Source organism: Streptomyces thioluteus (assembly GCF_039535865.1).
The window spans coordinates 1-25,073 of the sequence record NZ_BAAAXZ010000054.1 but is presented as its reverse complement, the minus strand read 5'-3'; the positions used below and the strand labels follow the sequence as shown (position 1 = coordinate 25,073).

Annotated in this window: 11 protein-coding genes, 2 tRNA genes, 1 other RNA gene and 9 pseudogenes; 9 read left to right on the top strand and 14 right to left on the bottom strand. The window is 71.7% G+C overall.

Annotated elements, in window-relative coordinates:
- Window positions 1-2,658: 2,658 nt before the first annotated feature.
- From ABD794_RS07140 to ABD794_RS07130, 3 genes and pseudogenes are all read left to right on the top strand, one after another.
- A pseudogene (locus tag ABD794_RS07140) lies at window positions 2,659-3,015 on the top strand (metallophosphoesterase); the annotation flags it as partial.
- Window positions 3,016-3,055: 40 nt separating this feature from the next.
- Window positions 3,056-3,871 carry a Pr6Pr family membrane protein gene (locus ABD794_RS07135; RefSeq protein ID WP_344961643.1) on the top strand — a complete coding sequence of 272 codons (816 nt, stop codon included), beginning with the start codon at window positions 3,056-3,058 and terminating at the stop codon, window positions 3,869-3,871.
- Window positions 3,862-3,936, top strand: a tRNA-Pro gene (locus tag ABD794_RS07130). Before ABD794_RS07135 ends, ABD794_RS07130 begins: the two co-directional genes overlap by 10 nt.
- 254 nt (window positions 3,937-4,190) lie before the next feature.
- On the opposite strand, the gene ABD794_RS07125 is transcribed toward ABD794_RS07130, so the two are convergent.
- Entirely contained in the window at window positions 4,191-5,258 is a 1,068-nt protein-coding gene (locus ABD794_RS07125) for an alkene reductase (RefSeq protein WP_344961641.1), read from the bottom strand.
- Between the two features lie 123 nt (window positions 5,259-5,381).
- On the opposite strand from ABD794_RS07125, the pseudogene ABD794_RS07120 reads away from it, so the two are divergent.
- Window positions 5,382-5,907: pseudogene (locus ABD794_RS07120) on the top strand (MarR family winged helix-turn-helix transcriptional regulator).
- A gap of 160 nt (window positions 5,908-6,067) precedes the next feature.
- Here the strand turns inward: ABD794_RS07120 and ABD794_RS07115 are convergent.
- On the bottom strand, window positions 6,068-6,334 hold the full coding sequence (locus tag ABD794_RS07115) for a hypothetical protein (RefSeq protein WP_344961639.1): 267 nt from the start codon (window positions 6,332-6,334) through the stop codon (window positions 6,068-6,070).
- A gap of 302 nt (window positions 6,335-6,636) precedes the next feature.
- On the opposite strand from ABD794_RS07115, the pseudogene ABD794_RS07110 reads away from it, so the two are divergent.
- Window positions 6,637-8,458, top strand: a pseudogene (locus tag ABD794_RS07110) (prolyl oligopeptidase family serine peptidase); the annotation flags it as partial.
- On the opposite strand, the pseudogene ABD794_RS07105 reads toward ABD794_RS07110, so the two are convergent.
- From ABD794_RS07105 to ffs, 9 genes and pseudogenes are all read right to left on the bottom strand, one after another.
- Window positions 8,453-9,231: pseudogene (locus ABD794_RS07105) on the bottom strand (SURF1 family protein); the annotation flags it as partial. The pseudogenes ABD794_RS07110 and ABD794_RS07105 sit on opposite strands and share 6 nt — an antisense overlap.
- A gap of 538 nt (window positions 9,232-9,769) precedes the next feature.
- Complete coding sequence (locus ABD794_RS07100) at window positions 9,770-10,594, bottom strand: hypothetical protein (protein WP_344961636.1); 825 nt, start codon at window positions 10,592-10,594, stop codon at window positions 9,770-9,772.
- Window positions 10,591-11,091: a SigE family RNA polymerase sigma factor gene (locus ABD794_RS07095; RefSeq protein WP_425585950.1), complete on the bottom strand. Its 501-nt coding sequence runs from the start codon at window positions 11,089-11,091 to the stop codon at window positions 10,591-10,593. Before ABD794_RS07095 ends, ABD794_RS07100 begins: the two co-directional genes overlap by 4 nt.
- Before the next feature lie 588 nt (window positions 11,092-11,679).
- Window positions 11,680-12,952, bottom strand: a pseudogene (locus ABD794_RS07090) (aspartate kinase).
- Window positions 12,953-13,233: 281 nt separating this feature from the next.
- Window positions 13,234-13,890, bottom strand: coding sequence for a DUF5063 domain-containing protein (locus ABD794_RS07085; RefSeq protein ID WP_344961632.1), 657 nt, complete (start codon window positions 13,888-13,890; stop codon window positions 13,234-13,236).
- Window positions 13,883-14,483 (bottom strand): annotated as a pseudogene (gene recR / locus ABD794_RS07080) (recombination mediator RecR). Before recR ends, ABD794_RS07085 begins: the two are co-directional and overlap by 8 nt.
- Window positions 14,484-14,522: 39 nt before the next feature.
- Window positions 14,523-14,861: a YbaB/EbfC family nucleoid-associated protein gene (locus ABD794_RS07075; RefSeq protein ID WP_344961630.1), complete on the bottom strand. Its 339-nt coding sequence runs from the start codon at window positions 14,859-14,861 to the stop codon at window positions 14,523-14,525.
- Window positions 14,862-15,105: 244 nt separating this feature from the next.
- Window positions 15,106-17,374: pseudogene (locus ABD794_RS07070) on the bottom strand (DNA polymerase III subunit gamma and tau).
- Window positions 17,375-17,461: 87 nt separating this feature from the next.
- Window positions 17,462-17,556: signal recognition particle sRNA small type (ffs, locus tag ABD794_RS07065), an RNA gene on the bottom strand.
- 100 nt (window positions 17,557-17,656) lie between these two features.
- Between ffs and ABD794_RS07060 the strand changes: the two genes are divergently transcribed.
- Window positions 17,657-17,744 (top strand) — tRNA-Ser (locus ABD794_RS07060).
- Window positions 17,745-17,820: 76 nt separating this feature from the next.
- Here ABD794_RS07060 and ABD794_RS07055 read toward each other — a convergent pair.
- Complete coding sequence (locus ABD794_RS07055; protein ID WP_344961628.1) at window positions 17,821-19,107, bottom strand: DUF2254 domain-containing protein; 1,287 nt, start codon at window positions 19,105-19,107, stop codon at window positions 17,821-17,823.
- A 349-nt stretch (window positions 19,108-19,456) separates the two neighbouring features.
- Here ABD794_RS07055 and ABD794_RS07050 point away from each other — a divergent pair, with 349 nt between their 5' ends.
- From ABD794_RS07050 to ABD794_RS07040, 3 genes are all read left to right on the top strand, one after another.
- On the top strand, window positions 19,457-20,476 hold the full coding sequence (locus ABD794_RS07050; RefSeq protein ID WP_344961645.1) for a PP2C family protein-serine/threonine phosphatase: 1,020 nt from the start codon (window positions 19,457-19,459) through the stop codon (window positions 20,474-20,476).
- An 831-nt stretch (window positions 20,477-21,307) separates the two neighbouring features.
- The gene (locus ABD794_RS07045; protein ID WP_344961626.1) at window positions 21,308-21,916 is read left to right on the top strand and encodes a response regulator transcription factor; all 609 of its coding nucleotides are present in this window, start codon (window positions 21,308-21,310) and stop codon (window positions 21,914-21,916) included.
- Window positions 21,909-22,961, top strand: a complete 1,053-nt coding sequence (locus ABD794_RS07040) for a sensor histidine kinase (RefSeq protein WP_344961624.1) — start codon at window positions 21,909-21,911, stop codon at window positions 22,959-22,961. Before ABD794_RS07045 ends, ABD794_RS07040 begins: the two co-directional genes overlap by 8 nt.
- A gap of 63 nt (window positions 22,962-23,024) precedes the next feature.
- Here ABD794_RS07040 and ABD794_RS07035 read toward each other — a convergent pair.
- Window positions 23,025-24,267 (bottom strand): annotated as a pseudogene (locus tag ABD794_RS07035) (MDR family MFS transporter).
- A pseudogene (locus tag ABD794_RS07030) lies at window positions 24,264-25,073 on the bottom strand (PLP-dependent cysteine synthase family protein); the annotation flags it as partial. The pseudogenes ABD794_RS07035 and ABD794_RS07030, both read right to left, overlap by 4 nt.

The window sequence follows — 25,073 nt, the reverse complement described above, 5'->3', positions numbered from 1 at the left end:
CACAGGACCAGCATGTAACTTACACCGGTCCCATGTCGGTAACAGTAGTAGATCCCGCCTACGAGACGCGTCCTAACACCCTTGCATAGCAAGGGCCCCCTTGTCTGGTTAAGAGGGAAACACCCGGCATCCCCGAGCCCAAGGCAACGGCCGGACCCCCTTCTGACGGGCGCCGACATGCGCCCCCATTGCCGTCGTAAGAACCGGTACGACGGAACGGCCCGCAAGGCCGCCTGGTTTCGTCGGCTTACACCCACAACGCACACACCAGGCCGCCACTGGTGAACCAGTCGTGGCCACGTTGCCAACAGGGCCCCCGCTGGCAGCCACCGGGCCGACGATTCGCGCACTCATCCTTGTCGACTGTTTGAGAGATGACACTTTACATCACCACTCACACACACGAACCGCTGGTCGCACCGCTCATAATCACACGGCACAGGTCTACGGCGGTGACACCCCGGGGCCGCTATTCTTCTCTGGCGCACAAGCGCCATGAGCGGCCCGCCTGGCCGACCGGGCAGGCCCGCGCCGTCCTTCGACACACGTTCGCGGGCATCGACACCGGTGTGCTCGGAAACAAAGAGACCAAGGCCCGGGAAGAACAAGAAGGCGGCGGCAAGCGCCCGCCCGGGCAACAAGCCCGCCGTTCCCAATGACTGCCTAGGAGGGAAAAGGGGCCACGCCTCGGACCGATGACCGGTACAGGCCGGCCCCTGATCGTACCGGCCACTCTACGTCCCCTCGCATTAGCTACCTGCCTTGACGCTCCCTGACCTACCCCGTGCGTCCTGACAACCGGCCCGCCACCTCGGCGCGCGCCCGCGATCCCCTCACCCTCACCCCTTCACTTCTTCTGAGCACACTGGCTTGACGATCTTCTGGACGGCACCCTGCGTCCCTTCGCCCCCTCCAGGCCGTCCCGCCCCGACCGTAGCCTCTCGTGCCCAACGCCTCCGCTGCTACGCAAGCCATGCACACTGGTCCAGTCCATCGTCCAGACAGACCTCGGGACCCGGCCAACGGTGTACACAAGCGACCGAAACTGTAGCGTCCCCTCTACAGAGCCCTCCACGAACGACTACCACGCAGGCCGGCCTGCTCCGGCAAGCACTTGGCCGCGCATTCTCGAACCAAGTCACATCCGTCCAGGACGGCACCTCAGCAGGACGCTTCTTCAGCTAATAATCGGCGCTTCAGTGATCAACCTGAGCACTTCCACTCGTCGTCGGGAGAGCTCACGGGCCGTACCACCCCATTTCGCCTGGCCATAACTCACGTGGGTCCTCCACTCGTAACTATACTTCCCCAGAATGACGCCGACTGAAGGCGGACGCAACGTGAGGGAAGGCGGAACAGCCAGCTAGGTACACGGCCTTGATATGGTCGACCGTCCTAGACTCCGACCAGACAGCTCGTCCCCTGGAGCCTCTGCCCTGCCTCTAGTTTGATAGATCCTCACGTTCGCGTCCATTGCGCACAACACTACCTTTGTCGAGCTCATTTATACCACTGCATCTAGTATTTGTCCACATCCCATGCGTTCAACGCCTACTTTCACTCATCTCAGCCCCTCCCTTTCTGACCAACCATCCCCTGGGCATTGAAACGGTATCGATTACGCAGACCCCCTCTCCGCCCGACCCCCGCCCGCTGCCACCTCCCCTCCACCCCGCCCTACACCCACACCCCCTACTTACCCTGTTCCCCCGCCCCACCTCCAGGAACCAGTCGCAGTACCCACCCTGCTGATGCCCCCCCGCGACTGCAAAGACCGCACACGCCTCGGCGGATAAAGCAGCCGGAGCGGCGGCGCCTCCGCCCTATGCCGCCGGCTTCGAGGTCCGCTTCCTTCGCGGCCTCCGCCACGGTCACGTGCTCCGCTCCTTTTTTTACGCCACTGGCCACACGGATAGTGCCACGGGCCCCCCCCCACTGCCGGATCTTGACTGCCCCCCAGCGTCCTCCGACAGCCACATGGTCGACACTCGGACCGGACAGCGCAGCAAGACAAAGACTAGAGAGCCAGCGCTGGCTGCCAGTTCCCTCGCTCGCGGCTGCCCCCGAATCTTCGGCGATCATACACCGGCGAAAACCTCTCGACACGGAGGCGTCCGAACGCTCGACGCACGCCGGCCCGCTAGAGAATGCACGCTTCCCCGGCTCTGCCCGTATGTCATTCGCGCTTCGAACCGATACTAACGCGGCCCAAGCCTGCCCGGCAACCCCGACCCGCTGCACCTCGACCTTCTACACAAGCAGAGATCCAGCACGCGGCGCCACCGGCCACCGAAACACTCAATTAACACTTATCCGAGAATCTACGGAACCTTCCTACACGACACACACTCCTCACGCCCGCACAAAATACTCGCCCCCTCTTCTTACGGTACCGTTCGGCGACACAGATCGTCCACACCAACACAGAACTCGTGTCGGCTGGACTCATTGGACACAATATACACCGCTGACTCAACAGCGCACCTGAAAGGAACTTCGACTGTACCCCCCGGCAAGTTGGCAATGCGCCGTTGCTTCACATACCTTCCCACATCCACCGATCACTAAGACTGCCATTGACGCAACCGCCCAGCCCCGATTCCCCGCATGATACTAGCGAAAACCAATCACAGGCATACCCTCGGACGGACCCGCACACTCAAGCGGGACGGTACGCGGGAGGTCGCCGGCGGGCCGGTCACCGACGCGGACTTCTCGATGGCCGTCGTCCACGCCCCGTACCTGCGCGTCCTCGACGCCTTCACGGCCGACCGCTACCCGCTGGTCCTCGCCGGCCACACCCACGGCGGCCAGCTCTGCATCCCCTTCTACGGGGCGCTGGTCACCAACTGCGACATCGACACCGGCCGGGTCAAGGGCCTGTCCACCCACCGCGCGGGCGGCCACCGCTCGTACCTGCACGTCTCCGCCGGCTGCGGCACCAACCGCTACACCCCCGTCCGCTTCGCCTGCCCCCCCGAGGCCACGCTCCTCACCCTCGTCGCCCGCGACTGAGCCGGGAGGGTTTTCCCGGGCCCACCCGTACGGTGGAGGGATGATCGACCCGACCTCCACCACCTCCCGGGCCGGCGCGGCGAGCGCGACGGGCGTTCCCGCGTCCGCCGTCGTCCCGACGGGCCGCCGCCCCTTCGCGGCGGCCTTCCGCGCGCTCGTGGCCCTGGCCGCCCTCACCGGCATCGTCCTGGACACGATCGACTCCGACGACCTGGGCCGGCTCTTCAGCTACTTCACGATCCAGTCCAACATCCTGGTGGCGGTCTCCTTCGCCTGGGCCGCTCACCGCGCCTGGACCGCGCGCCCCGCGCTCTCCCCGCGGATCACGGGCGCGGCGCTGCTCTACATCTCCATCACAGGTCTCGTCTTCCACTTCGTCCTGTCGAACGACTCCAGCGGTTTCTCCATGACCAGCGACCGCACCCCCCTGGAATCGGCCGCCAACCAGCTCCTCCACACCGTGACCCCGCTCGCGGCCGCCTTCGACTGGCTCGTGCTCACCGTGCCCGGCGGCTTCCTCCTGCGCCACGCCTGGCAGTGGCTGGTCTACCCCCTCCTCTACCTCCCCTTCGCCCTGATCCGCGGCGCCCTCCTCGACCCCGGGACCGAAGGCCGCTACCCGTACCCCTTCCTGGACGTCGACCTCCACGGCTACGCGGGCATCGCCACCCAACGCCGTCGTCTTCGGCCTGGCCTTCTACGGCCTGGCCCTCGCGCTCACCCTCGCCGACCGGGTACGCCCCCACCTGCGCGGCCCCCGGAATCGGATTTCGCCTACGGGCTCCGGTCCGCTAAAGTAGAGCTCGTTGCGCCGGGGACCCTCGAAAGCGGGGACTCGGAGTGCATCGGGGTGTAGCGCAGCTTGGCGAGCGCGCTTCGTTCGGGACGAAGAGGTCGTGGGTTCAAATCCCGCCACCCCGACTTGGTTGCACAGATCAGGGCTCTGATCCACTTGGTGGATCGGGGCCCTGATGCGTTTCCGGGTGGCTCATAGGAAGCAGCGCGCCGCGCTCGTGATGCGCGTCACCCGTATCGTCCGGCGGTTCAATGACGGGCGGTCAGGGGTCGTCCTCGCGAAACGGCGACGCGCCGCTGCCCTCGGCCGCCTGCTCGCGCTTCCCGGGGGACCGGGGGCGGAAGCAAGGGACGAGGGCTGCGGCGCGGGCGGTGGGGCGTCAGCCCTCCAGGGTCGGGTAGTCCGTGTAGCCCTTGGCGTCGCCGCCGTAGTAGGTGGCGCGGTCGGGGGTGTTGAACGGGCCGCCGGCGGCGAGGCGGCGAGGGAGGTCCGGGTTGGCGAGGAAGAGGCCGCCGAACGAGACGAGGTCGGCGGTGCCGTCCTCGACGAGGGCGAGGTGCTCGGGGCCGGTGGGCTCGTTCCCCGTGAAGGGGTTGAGGATGACGGGGCCGCCGAACAGCTTGCGCAGGGCGACGGTGAGCTCGCGGTCGCCGGGCTCCATGATGTGCAGGTAGGCCAGGCCCAGCGGGGCTATGCGGGCGACCAGCGCCTCGTAGGTGGGCCGCGGGTCGGCTTCATGGATGTCGTTGAGGGTGCCGCCGGGCGACAGGCGGATGCCGGTGCGCTCCGCGCCGATCTCGGCGACGACCGCCTCGGCGACCTCCACGGCGAAGCGGATGCGGCCCTCGACCGAGCCGCCCCAGCCGTCGGTGCGCAGGTTGGCGTTGGTCGCCAGGAACTGCTGGATCAGGTAGCCGTTGGCGCCGTGCAGCTCCACCCCGTCGAAACCGGCCTCGACGGCGTTGCGGGCGGCGCTGGCGAAGTCGGCGACGGTCTGCCGGATCTCGTCCTCGGTCAGCTCGCGCGGGGCGATGTACTCCTTGGGGCCCTCGGCCGTGAAGACCTGGCCCTGCGCGGCGACGGGCGAGGGGCCGACGGGGACGAGCCCGTCGGGCAGCAGGACGGGGTGGCCGATGCGGCCGGTGTGCATCAGCTGGGCGAAGATCCGGCCGCCCTTGGCGTGCACGGCGTCGGTGACCTTGCGCCAGGCGGCGACCTGCTCGGCGCTGTGCAGACCCGGGGTGAAGGGGTAGCCCTGACCCACGACGGAGGGCTGGATGCCCTCGGTGACGATCAGGCCGGCGGAGGCGCGCTGGGCGTAGTACTCGGCGGTCAGCTCGGTGGCCAGGCCGCCCTCGGCCGCCCGGCTGCGGGTCATCGGAGCCATCACGATGCGGTTGGCGAGCTGGTTCCCACCGACGGTGATCTGGTCGAAAGCGCTGGTCATGGCGGATCCCTCCCAATTACTTGGCCGACCAATCGATCGGCGTGACGCCACTGTAGCGCATTACTTGGCCAGCCAACATAATGAGACGGGGGAAGATTTCCGGGTCCCCGTCGAAGCAGGGAGATGGATCCCGGAGCTGACGAAGCAGGAGGCCTCATGTCCGGCGCCGAGTACCAGTGCCCGAACGAAGCGACCACGACCACGGAATCCGGCACGTGCGGCGAGATCAGCCACGCCATCGCCCGCGTCGCCAAGCTCCACCGGATCACGGCGGGGCAGCTGCTGCGCCGCCTCGGCCTCTACCCCGGGCAGGAACTGCTGATGATGGCCCTGTGGGAGCACGGCCCGCAGCGCCAGACCGAACTGATCAAGCAGACGGGCGGCCTCGACCCCTCGACGGTGACCCGCATGGTGCAGCGCCTGGAGCAGGCGGGGCTCGTCCGGCGGCAGCCCGACCCCACCGACCGGCGCGCGGTCATGGTGGAGGCCACCGAGGCAGGGGCACGCACTGCGGGGCGAGGTCGCGGAGGTGTGGCAGGAACTGGAGGAGATCACGCTCGCCGGACTGGGTGACCACGACCGCGCACAGCTGGCACGGCTGCTGGACCTGCTGGAGGCCCAACCTGTGCGGGGCGTGCCGCTCTGTTGATCCCCTAATCCACCACCCCCGCCCCCGGGTTGCGGAACGTGAACATCTTCTCCGGATCGATCCCGCGCCCACACGGCGCCCTTGAGCCGGGCCTCCCACAGCTCCCGTCCGTGCGACTCGATCAGGAAGGTCGAGGGCGGGGTCCCGCGCGGGCTCGACCTCAACCGCCCTGCCATGCCACGGTGATCTGGAGGCTCTGGCCGTCGAAGACCGTGGCACTGATCGCCGGCCGGGCGCGGGACGTGTCGGAAGCGCACGGAGTTCCGCCCGGAGACCGAAGTATAGAGGCGGGCACGGACACGAAGTGCCCGTCGACGACGCCGACCCGCGGCTCGCCGGTGGCCGTCACGGTCGCCAGCGCCATCATCGGGATACCCCGGAGCCGGGCCACGACCCCGGCGGCGTCCAGGCGGCGGTCCTCGTCCACGACCGAGCGCAGATGCGGACGCCGCCGTGGCGTAGCTGTCGTCGAGCAGACGTTGGAGAGCGGTCATGTCGTCCGGCGTCTCGTACATGCCCCGACTATGACCCACGCACACTGACAGCGGGGCCGGTTCCCGTCGGCCTTCCGTCACGCACGAGGCCGGACAACCACCCGACAGGGGCACGAAGTTGTCCACACATGACCGGTCGTCCACAGACTGGACCGCGATCGGTCTGGATGTCGGCGGTTCGGCGCAGAATGGGGGCATGACTGAGAGCAACGGGGCCCTGCGGGGCGACGGGTTCATGCCCGATTGGAGAAGCGCTTCCGGGCGCCCCGCGTGGGGCTAGCCCAGATGGGCGGAGGACGCACCGGACCGCTCGCTGTTCCACTTCGAACGCGACCGGCACGTTCGAGGTGTACGCGTGGACCGCCGCCACCGGCGGCCGGCGTCAGGTCACGGACCGGCCAACGGCACCACGGCGGGGGTGCTGACGCCGGACGGCGAGTGGATCTGGTGGTTCTCGGACACGGACGCGTGACGAGTTCGGCGTCTGGATGCGCCAGCCCTTCCACGGCGGCCGGCACGAACCGCGCGGCGCCCGGCCTCGACCCGTCCTACCCGGACGGCCTGGCCCTGGGCCGTGACGGCACGGCGGTGATCGGCCGGTCCACCGACAAGGCCGGCTCCTCGTGTGCACGTCGTGCGCCCCGGCGGGCGCGGCCGCGGAGATCTACCGGCACGAGCAGTCGGCGGTGGTCGCCGGCCTGGTCCCATGACGGCCACCCTGATCGCCATCGAGCCACACCGAGCACGGCGACGCCATGCACTCGGCGATCCGCGTCGTCCGCGACGGACGGCACGACCGTCGCCGAGCTGGACGACACCCGGGGCGGCACCGAGGAGCTCGGCCTGTCCGCGATGGGCTTCGCCCCCGTCGAGGGCGACACCCGCTGCTCGTCGGGCACCAGCGGCGCGGCCGCTGGGAGCCGATGCTGTGGGACGCGACCACCGGTACGGGAGACCGCGCTCGTCATCGACTCCCCGGCGACCTGGAGGCGACTGGTATCCGGACGGCTCGGCACTGCTCGTCGAGCACAGCTACAGGCGCGCAGCGAGCTCTGGCGCTACGACCCTGGCGACGGCCGCGCTGACCCGCCTCGACACCCCGGCGGGCACGCGTCTCCGGCGCCCTGCCAGCGTCCCGACGGGACGGTGGAGTTCCTGTGAGTCCTCGGCGGAGAAGGCGCCCGTCGTCCGGTCCACCGCCGGGCACGTGGGTGCTGGACGGCGCCCGGCGGGCAACGGACGGCGTGCAGCCACGCTCCCGACTCCGGTCCCGGTCGAGGACATATGGGTGGAAGCGGGCGGCACGCGTCCACGCCTGTGCAGAAGCCGGCGGGCGAGGGCCCCTTCCGACCGTCTTCGACATCCACGCGGCTCGGCCCCACCTGGCACGAACAGCGACGCGTTCGCGGCGGGCCCGGCGGCCGTGGGTGGACCACGGGTGACTTCGCGGTCGTGCCGCGTCAACTACCGCGGCTCGACGGGCTACGGACGGCCTGGACGGACGCGCTCAAGCACCGCGTCGGGCTGATCGAGCTGGAGGACATCGCGGCAGTGCGCGAGTGGGCCGTCGCCTCCGGCCTCGCCGACCCGGAGCGCCTCGTCCTGGCCGGCGGCTCCTGGGGCGGCTATCTGACGCTGCTGGGCCTGGGCACCCAGCCGGACGCCTGGGCGCTGGGCCTGGCCCGCGGTCCCCGTGGCCGACTACGTGACGGCGTACCACGACGAGATGGAGGCGCTGAAGGCCCTCGACCGCACGCCTCCTCGGCGGCGCCCCGGAGGAGGTCCCGGAGCGCTTCGCCGCGTCCTCACCGCTGACCTACGTAGACGACGTGCGCGCCCCGGTCTACATCTCCGCCGGGATGAACGACCCCCGCTGCCCGATCCGCCAGATCGAGAACTACGTGGGGCGCCTGGAGGAGCGCGCCCATCCGCACGAGGTCTACCGCTACGACGCGGGCCACGGCTCCCTCGTCGTGGAGGAGCGGATCAAGCAGCTCCGGCTGGAGATCGCTTTTGCGGAGCGGCATCTGGGTCGTCCGTCCCCGCTCAGGACCGGGGGTGATGCCCAGCTCGGCGTCCCGGACGGCCTCGACCTCACGGCGGAAGAGCCGGAACCACATGAAGAGCACGAAGCCGACGAAGATGAACCACTCACCGGTGTAGCCGAGGTTCTGGAAACGCCTTGAGGTCCAGGCCGCTGTTGGGCGGGGCGGCGGGCGGCACCGCGGTCAGCGGCCGGGGCGCGCCCGTCGCCGTGATCCACGCGTCGTACACCCCGTACGGACACGAGGTTGACCAGCGAGGCCGCGCTGATCACGCCCAACTGCCCGGCCGGCAGGCCGCCGGAGGCGCCCACGCCCTTGGACATGGGGCTCTCGGAGGACTGGAGCGCACCGGCGACGGTGACCCGGCCGGCGGGCGGGGCGGGGATCGCGGCGGTGTCGGCCTTGGAGCCGGCGTCGCCGGGCAGCCAGCCCCGCACCACCGGCAGGGCCTTCCCGTCGTCCGTGCGCAGCGGGGTCAGGACGTAGAAGCCGCTGCGGCCGTCCATTTCCCGGTCGGGGACGAGCAGTTGACGTCCCGCGTCGTAGCGGCCGGTCACCCGGGCCTTGCGGCCGGAGGTCTCGGTGGTCACCGGCAGGAGGTCCCGCAGCGGCGCCGCGGCGGCGGTGCGGGCCTCGTCGGCCTGGTCCTGCTGCTCGCGATGCGAGTCGACGCGCGTCTCGAAGCGGCCGAGCTGCCAGGTGCCCATGAACAGACAGAAGGGGATGGCCAGCACGGCGAAGACGTTGATCACCCACCAGCGGGGGGTCAGCAGAAACCGATACACACCCCCACGGTACGGGGAGCGTACGGCGGTGCCGCACCGGCCCTCCCGTACGGGGCCCGTACAGGCCCCGTCCCGGAGGGGCCGGCGGCACCGCGAGGCGCCGGCCGCGCTCCGTCCCGTCGCCTCAGCGGCGCCGTCACGGCTCCCCGGGCTCCCCGCGGCCACGGTTCCTACGCCGTCGGCGCGGCCGTCGGCAGGGCGCCCGTGTGGTAGACCGTCCCGGCGCACGCGTCCGGTATCCCGGGCCTCGGCGGCAGCGGGCTCGCCCGCCAGCGGGGTGTTGGTGAGCGTGATGCCCCCCGCGCCTCCGCCGGAGCCGTCGGAACCGCCCGAGCCGGTGCCGCCCCCGGAACCGCCCGAGCCGCCCGAGCCGTCCACCGCGGGCGTCTCCGGGGCCCCGCCCGTGGGGGCCGCCGGCGCCCGGGAGGCCGTCGTCGCCGGAGTGCTCGGCGAGGAGCTCGTCCCGGGGGTGGGGCTGCTGCCGGTGCCTCTGGTGCACGCCCCGACGTGCCGTCACCCGCGGGCACCCAGGCGAACTTCACCTCGTACGCCTGGCCCGGCCGCAGCACCACCATTCTCGGGCTCGCGCCGGGGATCGGGCAGGCCGGCCGCCGGGTCGCCGGAGGTGTGTCGACGACGGAGATCCGCGCGTTCCCGGCGGTGCCGATACGGGGCTGGGCGAACGAGCGCGCCGGGGCCGGTCACCGCGCAGACGGCGTGGGAGACGTTGACGATGCGGAAACGCCCCGTAGACCCGGCCGCCGCATCGGCGGCGCCGACGGTGCCGGAGCCACGCCGAGCTGTGTCCGCGAGCAGACCGGCGCCACCGCGCCGAGGGTGGCCCCCGCTCGGGCCGGGCCGTGGTGCCCGTACGCCCCGGGCTCTGCGGAGCCTCGCTCCCGCGGGCCCGCGAGCCGTCGCCCGACGGCTCGCCCCGGTGATCGCCCCGGGCCGCCGACCCGTCGCGGGAGCGGTCGCCCGGAGGGTCGTCGCCGTCCCCGGGCTGCCGGTCCTCGACCGTGCCCTCGGAGTGGTGGCGGCTGCTCGCCGCGTTGGCCGGCCGGTCGCCCGGGCCGGTGGAGCCGATCTCGTCGGCGACGTGCAGCACGGCGGGCAGCCCGACGCCGAGCAGCACCGCGGCCGCCACGGCACCGCCCAGCGCCTGGCGGCGCCGTGTCCGCCGGACGGGCACGGCACGCCGCAGGTGGTCCAGCGCCCCGTCGGAGGGCTCGAGACCGCCGACGGCTCCGCGCATCAGCCGGCGCACCGCCTCCTCGTCGAAGTCGGGCCGCCCGAAGGGCTCTCCGGGGCCCGAGTCGTCCGGAAAGGGGTGGTTCGTACCCGAGTTCATGCCGGAGTTCATGCCGGAGCCTCCATGGCGACACGGAGCGCGGCTATCCCCCGTGAGCCGTACGCCTTCACCGAGCCGATGGACAGGCCCAGCACCTCGGCCACCTGGGCCTCGGTCATGTCGGCGAAGTAGCGCAGGACGAGCACCTCGCGCTGCCTGCGCTGCAGGCCGCGCATCGCCTTGATCAATTGGTCTCGCTCCAGCTGTTCGTACGCCCCCTCCTCGGCGCTCGCCATGTCCGGCATCGGCTTGGAGAGGAGCTTGAGCCCCAGGATGCGGCGGCGCAGCGCGGAGCGGGACAGGTTGACGACGGTCTGCCGCAGATAGGCCAGGGTCTTCTCCGGGTCACGGACCCGGTTGCGCGCGGAGTGCACGCGGATGAACGCCTCCTGCACGACGTCCTCGCAGGAGGCCGTGTCGTCCAGGAGCAGCGCGGCGAGGCCGAGCAGCGACCGGTAGTGCGCCCGGTACGTCTCGGTGAGGTGGTCGACGGTGGTCCCCGCGGCCATCGTCGTCTCAGCGCCGGCGGCCGGCGGGGGCCCCGACGGCTGCGGCAGCGGCGTCACCGACGCCTGCTCCCCGGTCTTCTGCGCGGGGGAATCCGCTCCGAACGGCCCGGCTGACCGGAGGGAGCCGACGGCGACGAGGCGGGCCAGGGCGCGATCACCGGCATCCCGCCCGAAGCACGCGTACGCGCCGTGGCGCCGCCACGTCTCGGGACTGTCGCCATGCTGATGACCTCTGCCACGCCTGTTGGACACGCTTCCCCCCATCAGGGTTGTACGCCCGGGACACCCTGGGGGATGCCGTCGCCGACACGGCGCCGGACAGCGCACCACACGCCCTCATGCGTACCAGCCCTCCCCTGACGCCCCGCACCGCCCTGACCCGGTGGCCCACTCACAGGGCGTCCACGCGCAGTTCAAGGGGTCTGGATCAATGGCTTGATCACAGAACCTTCACACGTCCACCAGTATTGCGGAGCCGCCGACCCGGCCGCCATGAGTTCGGCGATCCGGACGCCCCCGGGGCGGATGCGGAATCCCACATCTCACCCCGGGCACCCGCCCGTTGGGAGGGGAGGGGAAGCCGGCGCGTCAGCGCCCCGTGCCCCCGTAGACGACCGCCTCGTCGCTCTCGCTGTCCAGGCCGAAGGCGGTGTGCACCGCGCGGGACGGCCTCGTTCACGTCGTCGGCGCGCGTGACGACCGAGATCCGGATCTCGGAGGTCGAGATGAGCTCAATGTTCACGCCCGCGTTGGACAGCGCCTCGAAGAACGTCGCCGTCACGCCCGGGTTGGTCTTCATGCCCGCGCCGACCAGCGAGATCTTGGCGATCTGGTCGTCGTAGCGCAGCGACTCGAAGCCGACCCCGCCCTTGGTCTTCTCCAGCGCCTCGATCGCCTTGCGGCCCTCGGTCTTCGGCAGGGTGAAGGAGATGTCCGTCAGACCGGTGGACGCCGCGGAGACGTTCTGCACCACCATGTCGATGTTGATCTCGGCGTCCGCGATGGCCCGGAAGATCGTGGCCGCCTCGCCCGGCTTGTCCGGCACGCCCACGACCGTGACCTTCGCCTCGGACGTGTCGTGCGCGACACCCGAGATGATCGCCTGCTCCACCGGCTGACCTCCTGGAGGCTCGTTGCTCACCCATGTGCCCTTGAGCCCCGAGAAGGACGACCGCACATGGATCGGGATGTTGTAACGGCGCGCGTACTCGACGCAACGGTGCAGCAGCACCTTGGAGCCGGAGCTCGCCAGCTCCAGCATGTCCTCGAACGAGATCCACTCGATCTTGCGGGCCTTCTTGACCACGCGGGGGTCGGCGGTGAAGACACCGTCCACGTCCGTGTAGATCTCGCAGACCTCGGCGTCCAGCGCCGCGGCGAGGGCCACGGCCGTGGTGTCCGAGCCGCCCCGGCCCAGCGTCGTAATGTCCTTCTTGTCCTGGGATACGCCCTGGAAGCCGGCGACGATCGCGATGTTCCCCGCGTCCACCGACTGCTGGATGCGGCCCGGCGTGACATCGATGATGCGCGCCTTGTTGTGGACCGAGTCCGTGATGACCCCGGCCTGGCTGCCCGTGAACGACTGCGCCTCGTGACCGAGGTTTTTGATCGCCATTGCCAGCAGCGCCATGGAGATGCGCTCTCCGGCGGTCAGCAGCATGTCGAACTCGCGCCCGGCAGGAATCGGCGATACCTGCTCGGCGAGGTCGATCAACTCATCCGTCGTGTCGCCCATCGCGGAAACCACGACAACGACCTGGTGGCCGTTCTTCTTGGCTTCCACGATTCGCTTGGCAACCCGCTTGATGCCCTCGGCATCGGCAACGGAGGAGCCTCCGTACTTCTGCACGACAAGGCCCACGTGCGCTCCTCGCAGCTCTGTGTATTGCGGTCGGTTCAGTCTAACGAGGGGCGGAATTCGGCCCGTGCGGAGCCGCATCGTGAGACATTCCGGTGCATTCGAGCGGCCGAAGGCGCCGCGAGGGGAAATCCTCCGGCGCCCCGTCCCCCACGGACGTGGTTCTTCGATTCGCCGGCCCCCGCCCGGGGCCGGCGGCGAAGCCCGGCCCCGACCCGGGAGTTGGGCCGCCCGGCAGCGAACGGACCGGGACCACGCCCACCGGGCCGCGGCCGGGCGGCAGTTCAGACCGACCGCAGCCCCGGCCCCGCGCCGATCTCGGCGGCCATGACCCGGCCGGCCTCCTCCTCCAGCTGCTCCTCCGTGCCGACCGTGTCCGTGTCGAGGCCGTCGAGCTCGTCGAGCGGCTGGTCGAGGCGGACATGGGCGACGAGGGACTGGAGGGCGCGGAGCGCCGCGGAGGCGGTGGGGCCCCAGTTGGAGAGGTAGGAGAACTGCCACCACCACAGGGCCTCGCTGACCCGGCCGTCGCGGTAGTGGGCCATGCCGTGCCGCAGGTCGGTGACGACGTCGGCGAGGTCGTCGGAGATCCGGCAGGCGACGGGAGCGCTGCGCGGCACGTACGGGTCGAAGACCTCGGAGTAGACGTCGACCGGGTCGAGGAGCGCGGCGAAGCGCTCGCGGAGCTCGTCGACGTCCGGCTCGGGGCCGACGTCCGGCTCGTAGCGCTCGTCGGGGAGGAAGTCCTCGTGGGCGCCGAGGCGGCCGCCGGTGAGGAGGAGCTGGGAGATCTCCAGCAGCAGGAAGGGAACGGCGCTGTCGGGCTCGTCGCCGCGGGACACCTCGGCGACGGCGACGATGAAGCTCTCGATCGAATCCGCGATCGAGACCGCGAAGTCGTCGGGATCGCGCTTGGCGTCGTGAAGCGTTGCGTCAGACATCGAGAAGTCGTCTCCCCTTCGAAGGCACGCCCGAGCGTGACCTCGTCGGCATATTCCAAGTCTCCGCCCACAGGGAGCCCGCTGGCGAGCCGGGTGACTTTGAGTCCCATCGGCTTCACCATGCGCGCCAGGTAGGTGGCCGTGGCCTCGCCCTCCAGGTTGGGGTCGGTGGCGAGGATCAGCTCGGTGACCGAGCCGTCCGCGAGCCGGGCCAGCAGCTCGCGGATGCGCAGGTCGTCGGGGCCGACGCCCTCGATGGGGCTGATGGCCCCGCCGAGCACGTGGTAGCGGCCGCGGAACTCCCGCGTCCGCTCGATGGCGACGACGTCCTTGGACTCCTCGACGACGCAGATGACGGCGGGGTCGCGGCGCGGGTCCTGGCAGACGCGGCAGCGCTCCTCCTGCGCCACGTTGCCGCACACGGCGCAGAACCGGACCCTGGCCTTGACCTCGGTCAGCGCGTGGGCGAGCCGGCGGACGTCGGCCGGCTCGGCCTGGAGGATGTGGAAGGCGATCCGCTGGGCGCTCTTGGGACCGATGCCGGGCAGCCTGCCCAGCTCGTCGATCAGGTCCTGGACAACGCCTTCATACACGGATCGTGTTCTCCTTCGGGGTGGTTGCTGCCGGAACCGCTAGAAACCGAGGCCGGGGAGGCCCCCGCCGAGGCCCTGGGCGAGCGGGCCGAGCTTCTGCTGCTGGAGCTGCGCGGCGGTCGCGTTGGCGTCGCGGACGGCGGCGAGGATCAGGTCGGCGAGGGTCTCGGTGTCGTCCGGGTCGACGGCCTTGGGGTCGATGACCAGGGCCTGGAGCTCTCCGGCACCGGTGACGGTGGCCTTCACCAGGCCGCCGCCGGCCGAACCCTCGACCGGGGTCTCCGCGAGCTCCTGCTGAGCTGCGGCGAGGTCCTGCTGCATCTTCTGAGCCTGCTGAAGCAGCTGCTGCATGTTGGGCTGGCCACCACCGGGGATCACGGCTTCGCTCCTGTGCTCTCGCGACTACGGGTACGACGGCGCGCCGGGCCGGAGGATCCCGGAATTCCCGGAGGATCCGGGGATCCGCCGGGCCGACGCGGGTCGGTAGCCCGAGCCTACGTGGTCGCCGGACGCGGCGCGCCATGCGCAGGGAAAAGTACGGAGCGAGCACGGGAGCGCCCGGGAGCGCGGTGCTCCCCGGGAACCCCAGGGCCCCCGGACGCCCCGGCCTCCCCCTGCGCCGCTACTCGTTGGCGATCTCCTCGATGACCGTGGCGCCGAGCTCGCGGACGATCAGGTCGTGGCCGGTGAGGGCGGTCTCGTCGAGGTCGGGGTCGTCCTCGGCGGGCATGTCGTCCTCGGGGGCGACGACCGGCGGGGGCTCGGGCTCGCGGTGGGACGGCGCGGGGGCCGCAGGCGCGGCGGGCCGGGGCGCCACCGGGGCGGACGGCTGGGGCGCGGGGGCGGGCTGCGCCTGCGGGCGCGGCGGGGCCGCCGGAGCGGGGGCCGGGGCGACGGGTGCGAAGCCGCCTCCGCCCGTGCCGCCGCCGAAGCCGCCGCCCGGACCGCCCGCGCCACCGCCGGCGTCGACGACGAGCTCGATCTTCCACTGCACGCCGAAGGCGTCGTGGAGCGCCTGGCGCAGGACGTCCTCGCTGCCGCTGTTGGCGAAGCTGTCGCGGGCGCCGACGTTGGAGAAGCCGACCTGGAGGGTCGCCCCCGTCGAACCCGGTGACCTGGGCGTTCTGGCTGAGCAGGATCCAGGTGAAGCGGCGGCGGTTCTTGACCGACTCCAGGACCTGGGGCCACATCTGACGGGCCTGCATCACGTCACCGCCGCCCGCGGCGGGAGCGGGGGCCGGGGCCGGGGCAGGAGCCGACGCGGGCGTCGGGGCCGATGCGGGAGCGGGAGCAGCGGGCTGCGCCGCCTGGGCACCGCCCGGCCAGGCACCCGGCTGGGCACCCGGCTGAGCTGCCGTGGGCCAGGCACCCGGCTGAGCTGCGGGCGCGGCACCGCCCTGCCCCGGGGCGGCGGCGGACGGCCAGGCGCCGGGCCGGGCGGCGGGCGCCGGAGCGGACTCAGGAGCCTGCGCGGGCGCCGGGGCCTGCTGCGGCTGAGGAGTGACAGGCGGCTGGGGCATGGCAGGCGCCGGGGATGCCTGAGACGGCTGAGGTGCCTGAGATGGCTGGGGCGACTCCTGCGCCGTGGACGAGACCGCCGCACGGGCCGCCGCCGGCCCGGAGAGACCGGGCGTCGCGGCCGGGTCGTGCCCCTGCGGCCCGGGCACGTACCCGGCGGACGGCATAGCCGGCGGCTGGGCGACGAACCCGCCCGCGGCGGGCCCCCCGCCGAGGCCCTGGCGCTCCAGCCGGTCGAGCCGGGCCCGCACGGACCGCTCGTCGTCATAGGCACCGGGCAGCAGCACGCGGGCGCAGATCAGCTCCAGCTGGAGCCGGGGCGAGGTGGCGCCCCGCATCTCCGTCAGGCCCTCGTTGACCAGGTCCGCGGCACGGCTGAGCTCGCCCGCGCCGAAGACGGACGCCTGTGCCTGCATCCGCTCGATGACGTCGGCGGGGGCGTCGATGAGGCCCTTCTCGGCGGCGTCCGGCACGGCGGCGAGAATCACCAGGTCGCGCAGCCGCTCCAGCAGGTCGGCGACGAAGCGGCGGGGGTCGTTCCCGCCCTCGATGACGCGGTCGACGACCTCGAAGGCGGCGCCTCCGTCCCCGGCGGCGAACGCGTCCACCACGCTGTCGAGCAGGGAACCGTCCGTGTACCCCAGCAGCGACGTGGCCATGGCATACGTCACACCGTCCGCGGCGGCGCCGGCGAGGAGCTGGTCCATCACGGACATCGAGTCACGGACGGACCCGGCGCCCGCGCGCACGACGAGCGGCAGCACGCCGTCCTCGACGGGGATCTTCTCCTGCTCGCACACCTGGCCCAGATACTCACGGAGCGTCCCGGGCGGGACGAGCCGGAACGGGTAGTGGTGCGTACGCGACCGGATCGTCCCGATGACCTTCTCGGGCTCGGTCGTCGCGAAGATGAACTTGAGGTGCTCCGGCGGCTCCTCGACCACCTTCAGCAGGGCGTTGAAGCCCGCCGAGGTGACCATGTGCGCCTCGTCGATGATGTAGATCTTGTACCGGCTGGAGGCCGGGCCGAAGAAGGCCTTCTCGCGCAGCTCCCGGGCGTCGTCCACACCACCGTGCGAGGCGGCGTCGATCTCGATCACGTCGATCGAACCGCGCCCGTTGCGCGCGAGGTCGAGGCAGGACTGGCACGCGCCGCAGGGGGTCGGCGTCGGCCCCTGCTCGCAGTTCAGACAGCGGGCGAGGATGCGCGCGCTGGTCGTCTTGCCGCAGCCGCGCGGCCCGCTGAACAGGTACGCGTGATTGACCCGGTTGTTCCGCAGCGCCTGCTGCAGCGGGTCGGTGACATGCTCCTGTCCGATGACCTCGGCGAAGGACTCGGGACGGTAGCGGCGGTAGAGCGCGAGGGACGACACGCCTACGACGATATCGGGCCCCACTGACAAGTGGTCTCGATCACAGTTTCCTCAGGGGTCTCGCAGCCCTCCGACTCCCCTGGAAACACAAGGGCCCCCCACGCACCCGCCAGAGCCCACTTACCCTTGCTGCCTTCCGGCCCTGGGGGAGTTGGGTGAGATAGCGCCACGTGAGGGGCTTGCCCTCAGCCTAGCGCACCCGCACGCCCCTCCGGACCCCCCGCCCCCACCCCTCGGAAGCGGGTTCGCGAGCACTGCTCCGCGTCTTGTATTGTTTGCGGCGGAGGATTCGCCTAGAGGCCTAGGGCGCACGCTTGGAAAGCGTGTTGGGGGCAACCCCTCACGAGTTCGAATCTCGTATCCTCCGCCAGCCCAGAGGGCCGGTCCGCATCGGCGGACCGGCCCTCTGGCGTTTCCCACCCCCTTCATCGCTCGCACGGCAGGCCCTACGCCGCCAGCCGCGGCGACATGAGCCGGGCGGCGGCCTCGCGGACCGGCAGGCGGTCGGCGGGGCGGGCGATGCGGGACTCGGCGTCGGCCAGGACGAGACGGGCCTGGTCGCCGACCGCGGCCCGGCGGCGCTCGTCGGTGACGGAGGCCGCGGCCGTGGTCAGCAGGCGCAACAGGGCCAGGCACACGGCGGGTTCCCCGGCGCCGTAACGGCGGATCTGGCCGCACGCGAGGTCGAGGTACTCGGCGAAGGCAGGGCCCGCGACGACCACTCTGGTCTCCCCCGCCCCGTCCGTCAGGGCGTCGTCGCCGAGGGCGCGTCCGCCCAGCGCGCCGATGAGGACCGAGAGCCGGTCGAGCACTTGGACGCCGGTGTACGGGTCGTTGATCGCGGGTGAGAGGGCGCGCAGCGCGATGTCGACGAGCTGGCGCAGGCCGAACATCACGTCCTGCCGCAGCGTCCGCTCCGGGCCGATCTGCACGGCGTGGTGCAGGGCGCGGGCCAGCGCGGCGGCGTCCTCCGGCGGACCGCCCCGTCGCGACCAGGCCAGGGCCAGCGGCGCCGTCCCGGCCACCAGGTGATCGCCCACCCGGGCGGCGATCACGACCACGGCGTCCTGGGAGGCCGCGCTCTCCAGCAGCGGTCCGGGGTGGACGGTCTGCACGTAGCCGGACCGCGGGGCGGCCAGTACGAGCGCGTCCGGCGGCGGCGCCGGGCCCGAGCGGTCGGTTCCGGGAGCCTCCCGGGTGTAGGCCCGCACGGCGCGGTCGGCGGCCTCCGCGACCCTGATCATCACCGTGTCGATCTTGATCGAGTGCACGATGTGGTGCACGAAGAACACCAGCATCCCGAGGCTGAGGAAGATCAGCGCGACGGCTCCGGAGACGGCGAGCCGGGGGAAGTCCGCGCCCCCTTCGGCGCGGACGGTGTAGAGCCCGGCGGTGCTGTAGGCGAACGTGGCGACGAAAGTGGCCAGCACCACCTGATTGGGACGGTCGCGCAGGAAGTTGCGCAGCAGCCGGGGCGAGAACTGGGTCGAGGCCAGCTGGAGCGTGACGATCGTCAGGCCGAGGACCAGCGCGATCACGGTCACGATGGTCGACGCGATCGTGATCAGGGCCTGGCGGGCGTCATCCGCGGTACCGGCGAACACGAGGGGCTGCAGCGCCGAGTCCGGCGGGATCCGTACGCGCGAGAGGACGCCGCCCGCCACCAGGGCGAGCGCCGCAGCCGCCCCCGGCAGGACCCACAGGGCGCCGTGCAGATACTCCCCGAGCGCCACGGTTCGCGCGCCCCGTCGCACCGCCCGCATCACACGCCTCCCGCCGGCTCGCCGTCGCTCCTGCCGCCAGGCTCCCCGGCACCGCGCGGCCGCGCTCGGCACCTCCGCCGGACGGCCCAACGGCGGACGGCGCCCCCGGAGCGGCGGGCCGGTCCAGGGGCCGACGGGGACCGCAGCGGTCAGAGAGCTTCGCCCCTTATCTGTGGATATCCTTTGATATGTGATCATGCCTGGACGGCTCGGACGGCTGCGGCTCCGTCGTCACCACGGCCGGGGGCCCCTCACCCTGGTGTCACCGGTGGTCCTGACCGTCGTCATCGCGAGCCTGGCGTACACCACTCCCCGGAGCATGGCCTTCAGCCGGCTGCTGCCCGCGGCGCCCGCCCTCGCCGCCGCGATGTGGCCCGTCCTCCCCACCGTCCTGCTGGGAACGGTCTGCCTCTTCCTCATGATCGGCCTCGGCATCGTCTTCCCCGACCTGGGGACGGGGTACACGGCGGCGGGCATCGTCGCGGTCACCGTGGCGGCCGCGTACGGAAGTCATGTGCGGCTCCAGCGGGAGCGGACCCTCTTCCAGGTGCGGCTCGTCGCCGACGCGGCGCAGCAGGTGGTCCTGAGCCCGATGCCGCGCCGCTTCGGGGACGTCGAGATCGAGTCGTTGTACCTCGCGGCCGCGGCGGAGGCCCGCATCGGCGGCGACTTCTACGAGGTGGTGGACACGCCGTACGGGGTCCGGCTGCTCATCGGCGACGTGCGGGGCAAGGGCCTGCCGGCCGTGGGACAGGCCGCGGCGATGGTCAACTGCTTCCGGGAGGCGGCCTACGACGAGGCCGGGCTGACCTGCGTCGCGCGCCGCCTGGAGGCCAGCAGTACCCGTTACGCCGCCGCGTTCCCGCACGGGGACCTGATGGAGAGCTTCGCCACCGCCCTCATCGCCGAGATCCCGCACGGGGGCGACAGCATCGGCATCCTCAACTGCGGACACCCTCCGCCGCTGCTCCTGAACCACGGGGAACTCCACACCCTGGAGCCCACCGATCCCTCGCCGATCCTCAACCTCGCGGAGCTGATCGGCGACCGCTACAGCATCGACACCTTCGCCTACGCGCCGGGCGCCCACCTGCTGCTCTACACCGACGGCGTCACCGAGGCCCGCAACCGCGACGGCGAGTTCTTCCCGCTGGCGGACTGGATGCGGCGGCAGAACCCGGCACGCCCGGCCGAGCTGCTCGCCGGTCTCCACCACGACCTGCTCCGCTACAGCAGCAGGGGCCTGGACGACGACATCGCCGCCCTCGCGGTGAAGTTGGGCACGTCGAAGGCCGGTCGACCCGCGCATGCGGCGCGGTGGAACGACGGACGCGCCTGAGCCCGTCGGCCACCTGCCAGTTGACCGACGGGCTCAGGAATCACCGGTGCGGAGTCAGGAGACCGGTACCGGTGACGAACCGAGGAATTGCGGGGTGAGCCGGGACCCGGCACCGGAGAAGCGCCCGAGGGGGAAGAAACCGCGCTTCGTCCGGCAACTGATCATCTCCGAGGGGGAAGCCTCAGCTCAGGACCCACGAGACCACCTTGGTGAACACAGTCACCGCGAGGTCGAGAAAGTTCGGCATATTCCAGGGCCTCCTTTCCATTGCTTGTGGGGGGACAGTGGGGGGATCCGCAGGGGCGGTCCCTCCGGCATGAGGGACCACCCCCGACGAGGGGACTCGCGCTCTCCGGCCGCGGGGGTGGGGGGGTCGGATCCGGAGCGTTCGAGCTTTTAGCTCAGGAACCACTTGATCGCGTCGGTCGCCAGCGTCTGGGCGAGCTGGAGGAGGGACGAAACCATTCTTGAACACCTGCTTTCCTGGTGATCACCGGCCGGCACCCTGCGGTGGTGCTCCCGGTGCGTTCCTGCGAACAACTCGATCCTCACGGCCGGTTCGGGGCCGCGGCATCCGCACGATCCCGCAAGATTTCTGCGGATTGACCGCAGCATGTTGAACCTTGGACCTTCGGCGAAGGATTCGGCAATTCCTCCAAGTCGCCATGCCCATGCCTTATTTCGCACAGGGGTGGTTGACAAAGTTGGCCATTACATCGGAGGGTGAACGCGCGCTTGAATCCGGCGCATTTGAGTTTCCACGAGGGGCTTCGGCATTGCCATTGCCGCCGCCTCCGGAGTACGAGGCTGACAATGGACGACCCCGTCAGAGTGGTCCTGGTCGACGACCATCCGACCGTACGCGCCGGGACCCGGGCGTTCCTGGAACCGGAGGGCTTCACCGTGGTCGGCGAGGCCGGCTGCGAACGGCAGGCCGTCGCCATCGCGGCCGAGCTCCGGCCGGACCTGCTGATGCTGGACATGAGGCTGGAGTCCGGCCCGGCCCTCCGGGCCGTCCCCCGGCTGCTGCTGGCCGCGCCCGGCATGCGGATCCTGGTGCACAGCATGTACGAGGACCCCGCGCTCGTCCGCGGCGCGCTGACCGCGGGGGCCTCGGGCTACCTGCTGAAGAACAGCTCCTTGGCCGAACTCGTCCTGGCCGCACGGACGGTGGCGTCCGGACGGCGCTACGTACAGCCCTCGCTCGGCGCCTGCCTGGCGCAGACCCTGCGCGGCGAGGGCGAACTGCCGCCGCGCGAACGGCAGGTCCTGGAGCTGCTGGCCGACGGCTACACCAACCGCGAGGTGGCGGCGCGGCTGACGGTCAGCGTCCGCACCGTGGAGAGCGTCCGGGCCGCCCTGCGCACCCGGCTGGGCCTGGTCAGCCGGGCCGATCTGGTCGCCTACGCCCGCCGGCGCCGCGACGCGGCCCATGCCTAGCCCGTTCGCCGGGCACCCCGCGTACCGGCGGTCCGTGATGCTGAGCGTCCTCGGCGGCCTCTGCGTGGCGGCGACGCTGTTCGGCTGCGCGGCGTACGTGGTGGCCTGCGTTCTCGGCCACCACCGGCCGCCCGCGGGGACGATCGCGGCCCCCTTCGTCACCCTGGGCGCCGGCGTGCTCGCACTCCTGGCCGACGGGCTGTGGCGGGCCCGCTGCCTGCTGACCCTGATCGCCGGCGGGTTCGCCCTGCTCGGCACGGGACGGGCGGTGAACGCGTCGCAGGTGGGGCAAGTGGGACTGGGGTTATTGACAGTGGCCCTGGCATTCACGGTCCCCGCCTGGCAGGAGATGAAGGTGGTGTTCCGCCAGGGCTCCTCCTGGTCGCTGGTGGAGCGGCAGGAGCACCATGCCGGACTGCTCGCCGGTGAACTGCACGACGAGGTGCTCCAGTTCCTCGCCCTGGCCCGGCGCCGGCTCGACGCGGCCCGCATGGAGGGGGACCCGCGCAGACTCCGCACGGCCATGGAGGAGGCGTCCCGCACGCTCGACGAACAGGCCGGCGTCCTGCGCGGCATCATCGCCTACGTGAGCCCCGTGCCCCTGCGGGACCTGAGCCTGGCCGAGATGGTCACCGCCCGCGCCGAGCGCGTGGCCGCCGAGAACGGGCTGACGGTCGACGTGGACGTCCGGGACGACCGGTTCCACGCGTCCACCGTGGAGAACGGCGTCAATCTGGCCGTCTACCGCGTCGTCCAGGAATCCCTCACCAACGTGGTGAAGCACGCCGACGCCGAGCACGTCACCATCACCCTGACCTGCCGCAACGACCGCATCAGCGTCACCGTCACCGACGACGGGCGCGGTCTGCCGCAGCACGGCCGGCAGGCCGAGGGGTACGGGATGCAGGGCATGCGCTGGCGGTGCGAGGCGTACGGCGGCACCTTCCGCGCCGCCTCCGCCGACACCGGCGGCACCACGATCCGGGCCGACTTCCCGCTGCGCTGCTGCCGGAAGGCCGCGCGGCACAGAGCCGCGCGGCGCTGAGAAGGCCGGTGGGAAGAAGCCCCTGCGGAAGGGACCGCGCCCGGGGCACGGTCCCTTCCGTCGTCAGGCCGGAACCGGACGCCCGGCGCCCGCGCCCAGCCGCCCCGTACGGGCCAGCCCCAGCACCGCCGCCGCGCAGCCGAGGCCCGTCGCCGCCAGGGCGGTCCAGGCGATCCAGGGGGCGTGGTGGCGCTGGGCCGCGTCCCACAGGGGCGCCCGTGGCGAGGTTGCCGAGGGTGATGCCCAGGCCGGAGACGGTGTTGTAGAGGCCGTAGTGGGTGGCGACGAGGCGGTCGCCGGAGAGCGCGACCACGGTGTCCATCTCGAACGGATAGACCACCGCGCCTCCCACGGCGAGCAGGACGACCGTCAGCAGCAGGGCGCCGAACACCAGGGGACCGGATCCGGCCGGGGCCAGGGCGGGCGGAACGAAGGCCAGCCCCATCGCGGCCAGGCCCCGGACCAGGGCCTGTTCCCCGCGCCAACGGCGGCCCGCCCAGCCCGTCAGCCGGAGCTGGCCGAGCACGGCGACCGCCGCCGAGACGACGAAGAGGCCGCCCACCGCCTTCGTCCCCTCCGCGCCGAGGGCCCGGCCCGCGGCCAGCGGCAGCGCCAGATAGACCTGGAAGGTCAGCACATACGAGCCGATCATGGCGAACGAGAACAGCACGAACGGGCGGTTGGTGACGACCGTCCGCCACTGGGCGAGCACCTCGCCCCGGCGCCCGGTCCCGCGGCGTTCCGGCACGGCCCGCAGCTGGAGGGCGGTGAGCAGCGCGAAGACGGCGGCGGCGACGGTGCACACCAGCCGGAAGTCGGCGGCCAGCAGGGCCAGTCCGACGAGCGGGCCGAGCAGCATTCCGGCCTGGTAGTGGACGTTGAAGACGGCGAACGCCGCGACCCTCCGGTCGCCCGCCTCCGCGGCGAGGTACGCCCGCACCGCGGGGTTGAACAGGGCGCCGGCGAACCCGGTCGCTGCGGAGGCGACGACGAGGGCGGGCAGGCTGTCCACCCAGCCCAGCACGGCGAATCCGACGGTGCGCAGCAGGCATCCGGCGATGATCGGGACCCTGTAGCCGTAGCGGTCGGCGAGCGTCCCGCCGATCAGGAACATGCCCTGCTGCGAGAGGTTCCGCACGCCCAGCACCAGGCCGACGGCCCACGCGGCCAGCCCGAGGTCGTCGGTCAGATGGGCGGCCAGGTAGGGCATGAGCATGTAGAAGGCCAGGTTGATCGCGAACTGGTTGGCCATCAGCAGCCGGACCACCGGCGGGAAGGAGCGCGTGGTGCGCCAGAGGCCCCTCACCGGCCCGCCCGCACGGCGTCCCGGCCGGTGGCCAGCGGGTCGGCGACGGCGGTGCAGCGCGTCCAGCGGGTGACGGTCCGCTCGCCGGGGTGGCCCAGCTCGTCGGGCCCGTCGGCCGGTACGTGCCCGAGGAGCCGGTGCTCGCGGCAGTACGCGTCGTCGAAGACGGTGCCCACGTAGCGCTGCGGGCCGTCGGGGAAGACGGCGGCGATCCGGGTCTCGGCCGGGAGGGCCGCGGCCAGGTGGCGGGCGACGAGGGCCACCGCGCCGACGCTCCAGCCACCCGTCGCGTACTGGTTCCTGGCCAGGGCGCGGCAGGCCCAGACGGCCTCCGGGGCGGCGACCCAGTGCACCTCGTCGAAGAGCGCGTAGTCCACGTTGCGCGGGTAGATGCTGCTGCCCAGCCCGCGCATCAGGCGCGCGGCCGCGGGCTGGCCGAAGATCGTGGAACCCGTCGCGTCCACGCCCACCACCCGCAGCCGGGGGAAGAAGCCGCGCAGGACGGAGGCGACGCCGGCCGAGTGCCCGCCGGTGCCGACGCTGACCACCAGCACGTCGATGCGGCCGAGTTGGGCGATCAGCTCGTGGGCCAGACCGCGGTAGGCGGTGACGTTGTCGGGGTTGTTGTACTGGTCGGGCACCAGGCGTCGGGGGCGGTCATGAGGAGCTCGTCCACCCGCTCGCGGCGGGCCTGTTGCCAGCCGCCGGACGGGTGCGGCTCGCGCACGACGTCCACCTCGGCCCCGTGGGCCCGCAGCAGGCCGCGCATCAGCGGCTCCATGCCGGGATCGGTGACCACGGTCACC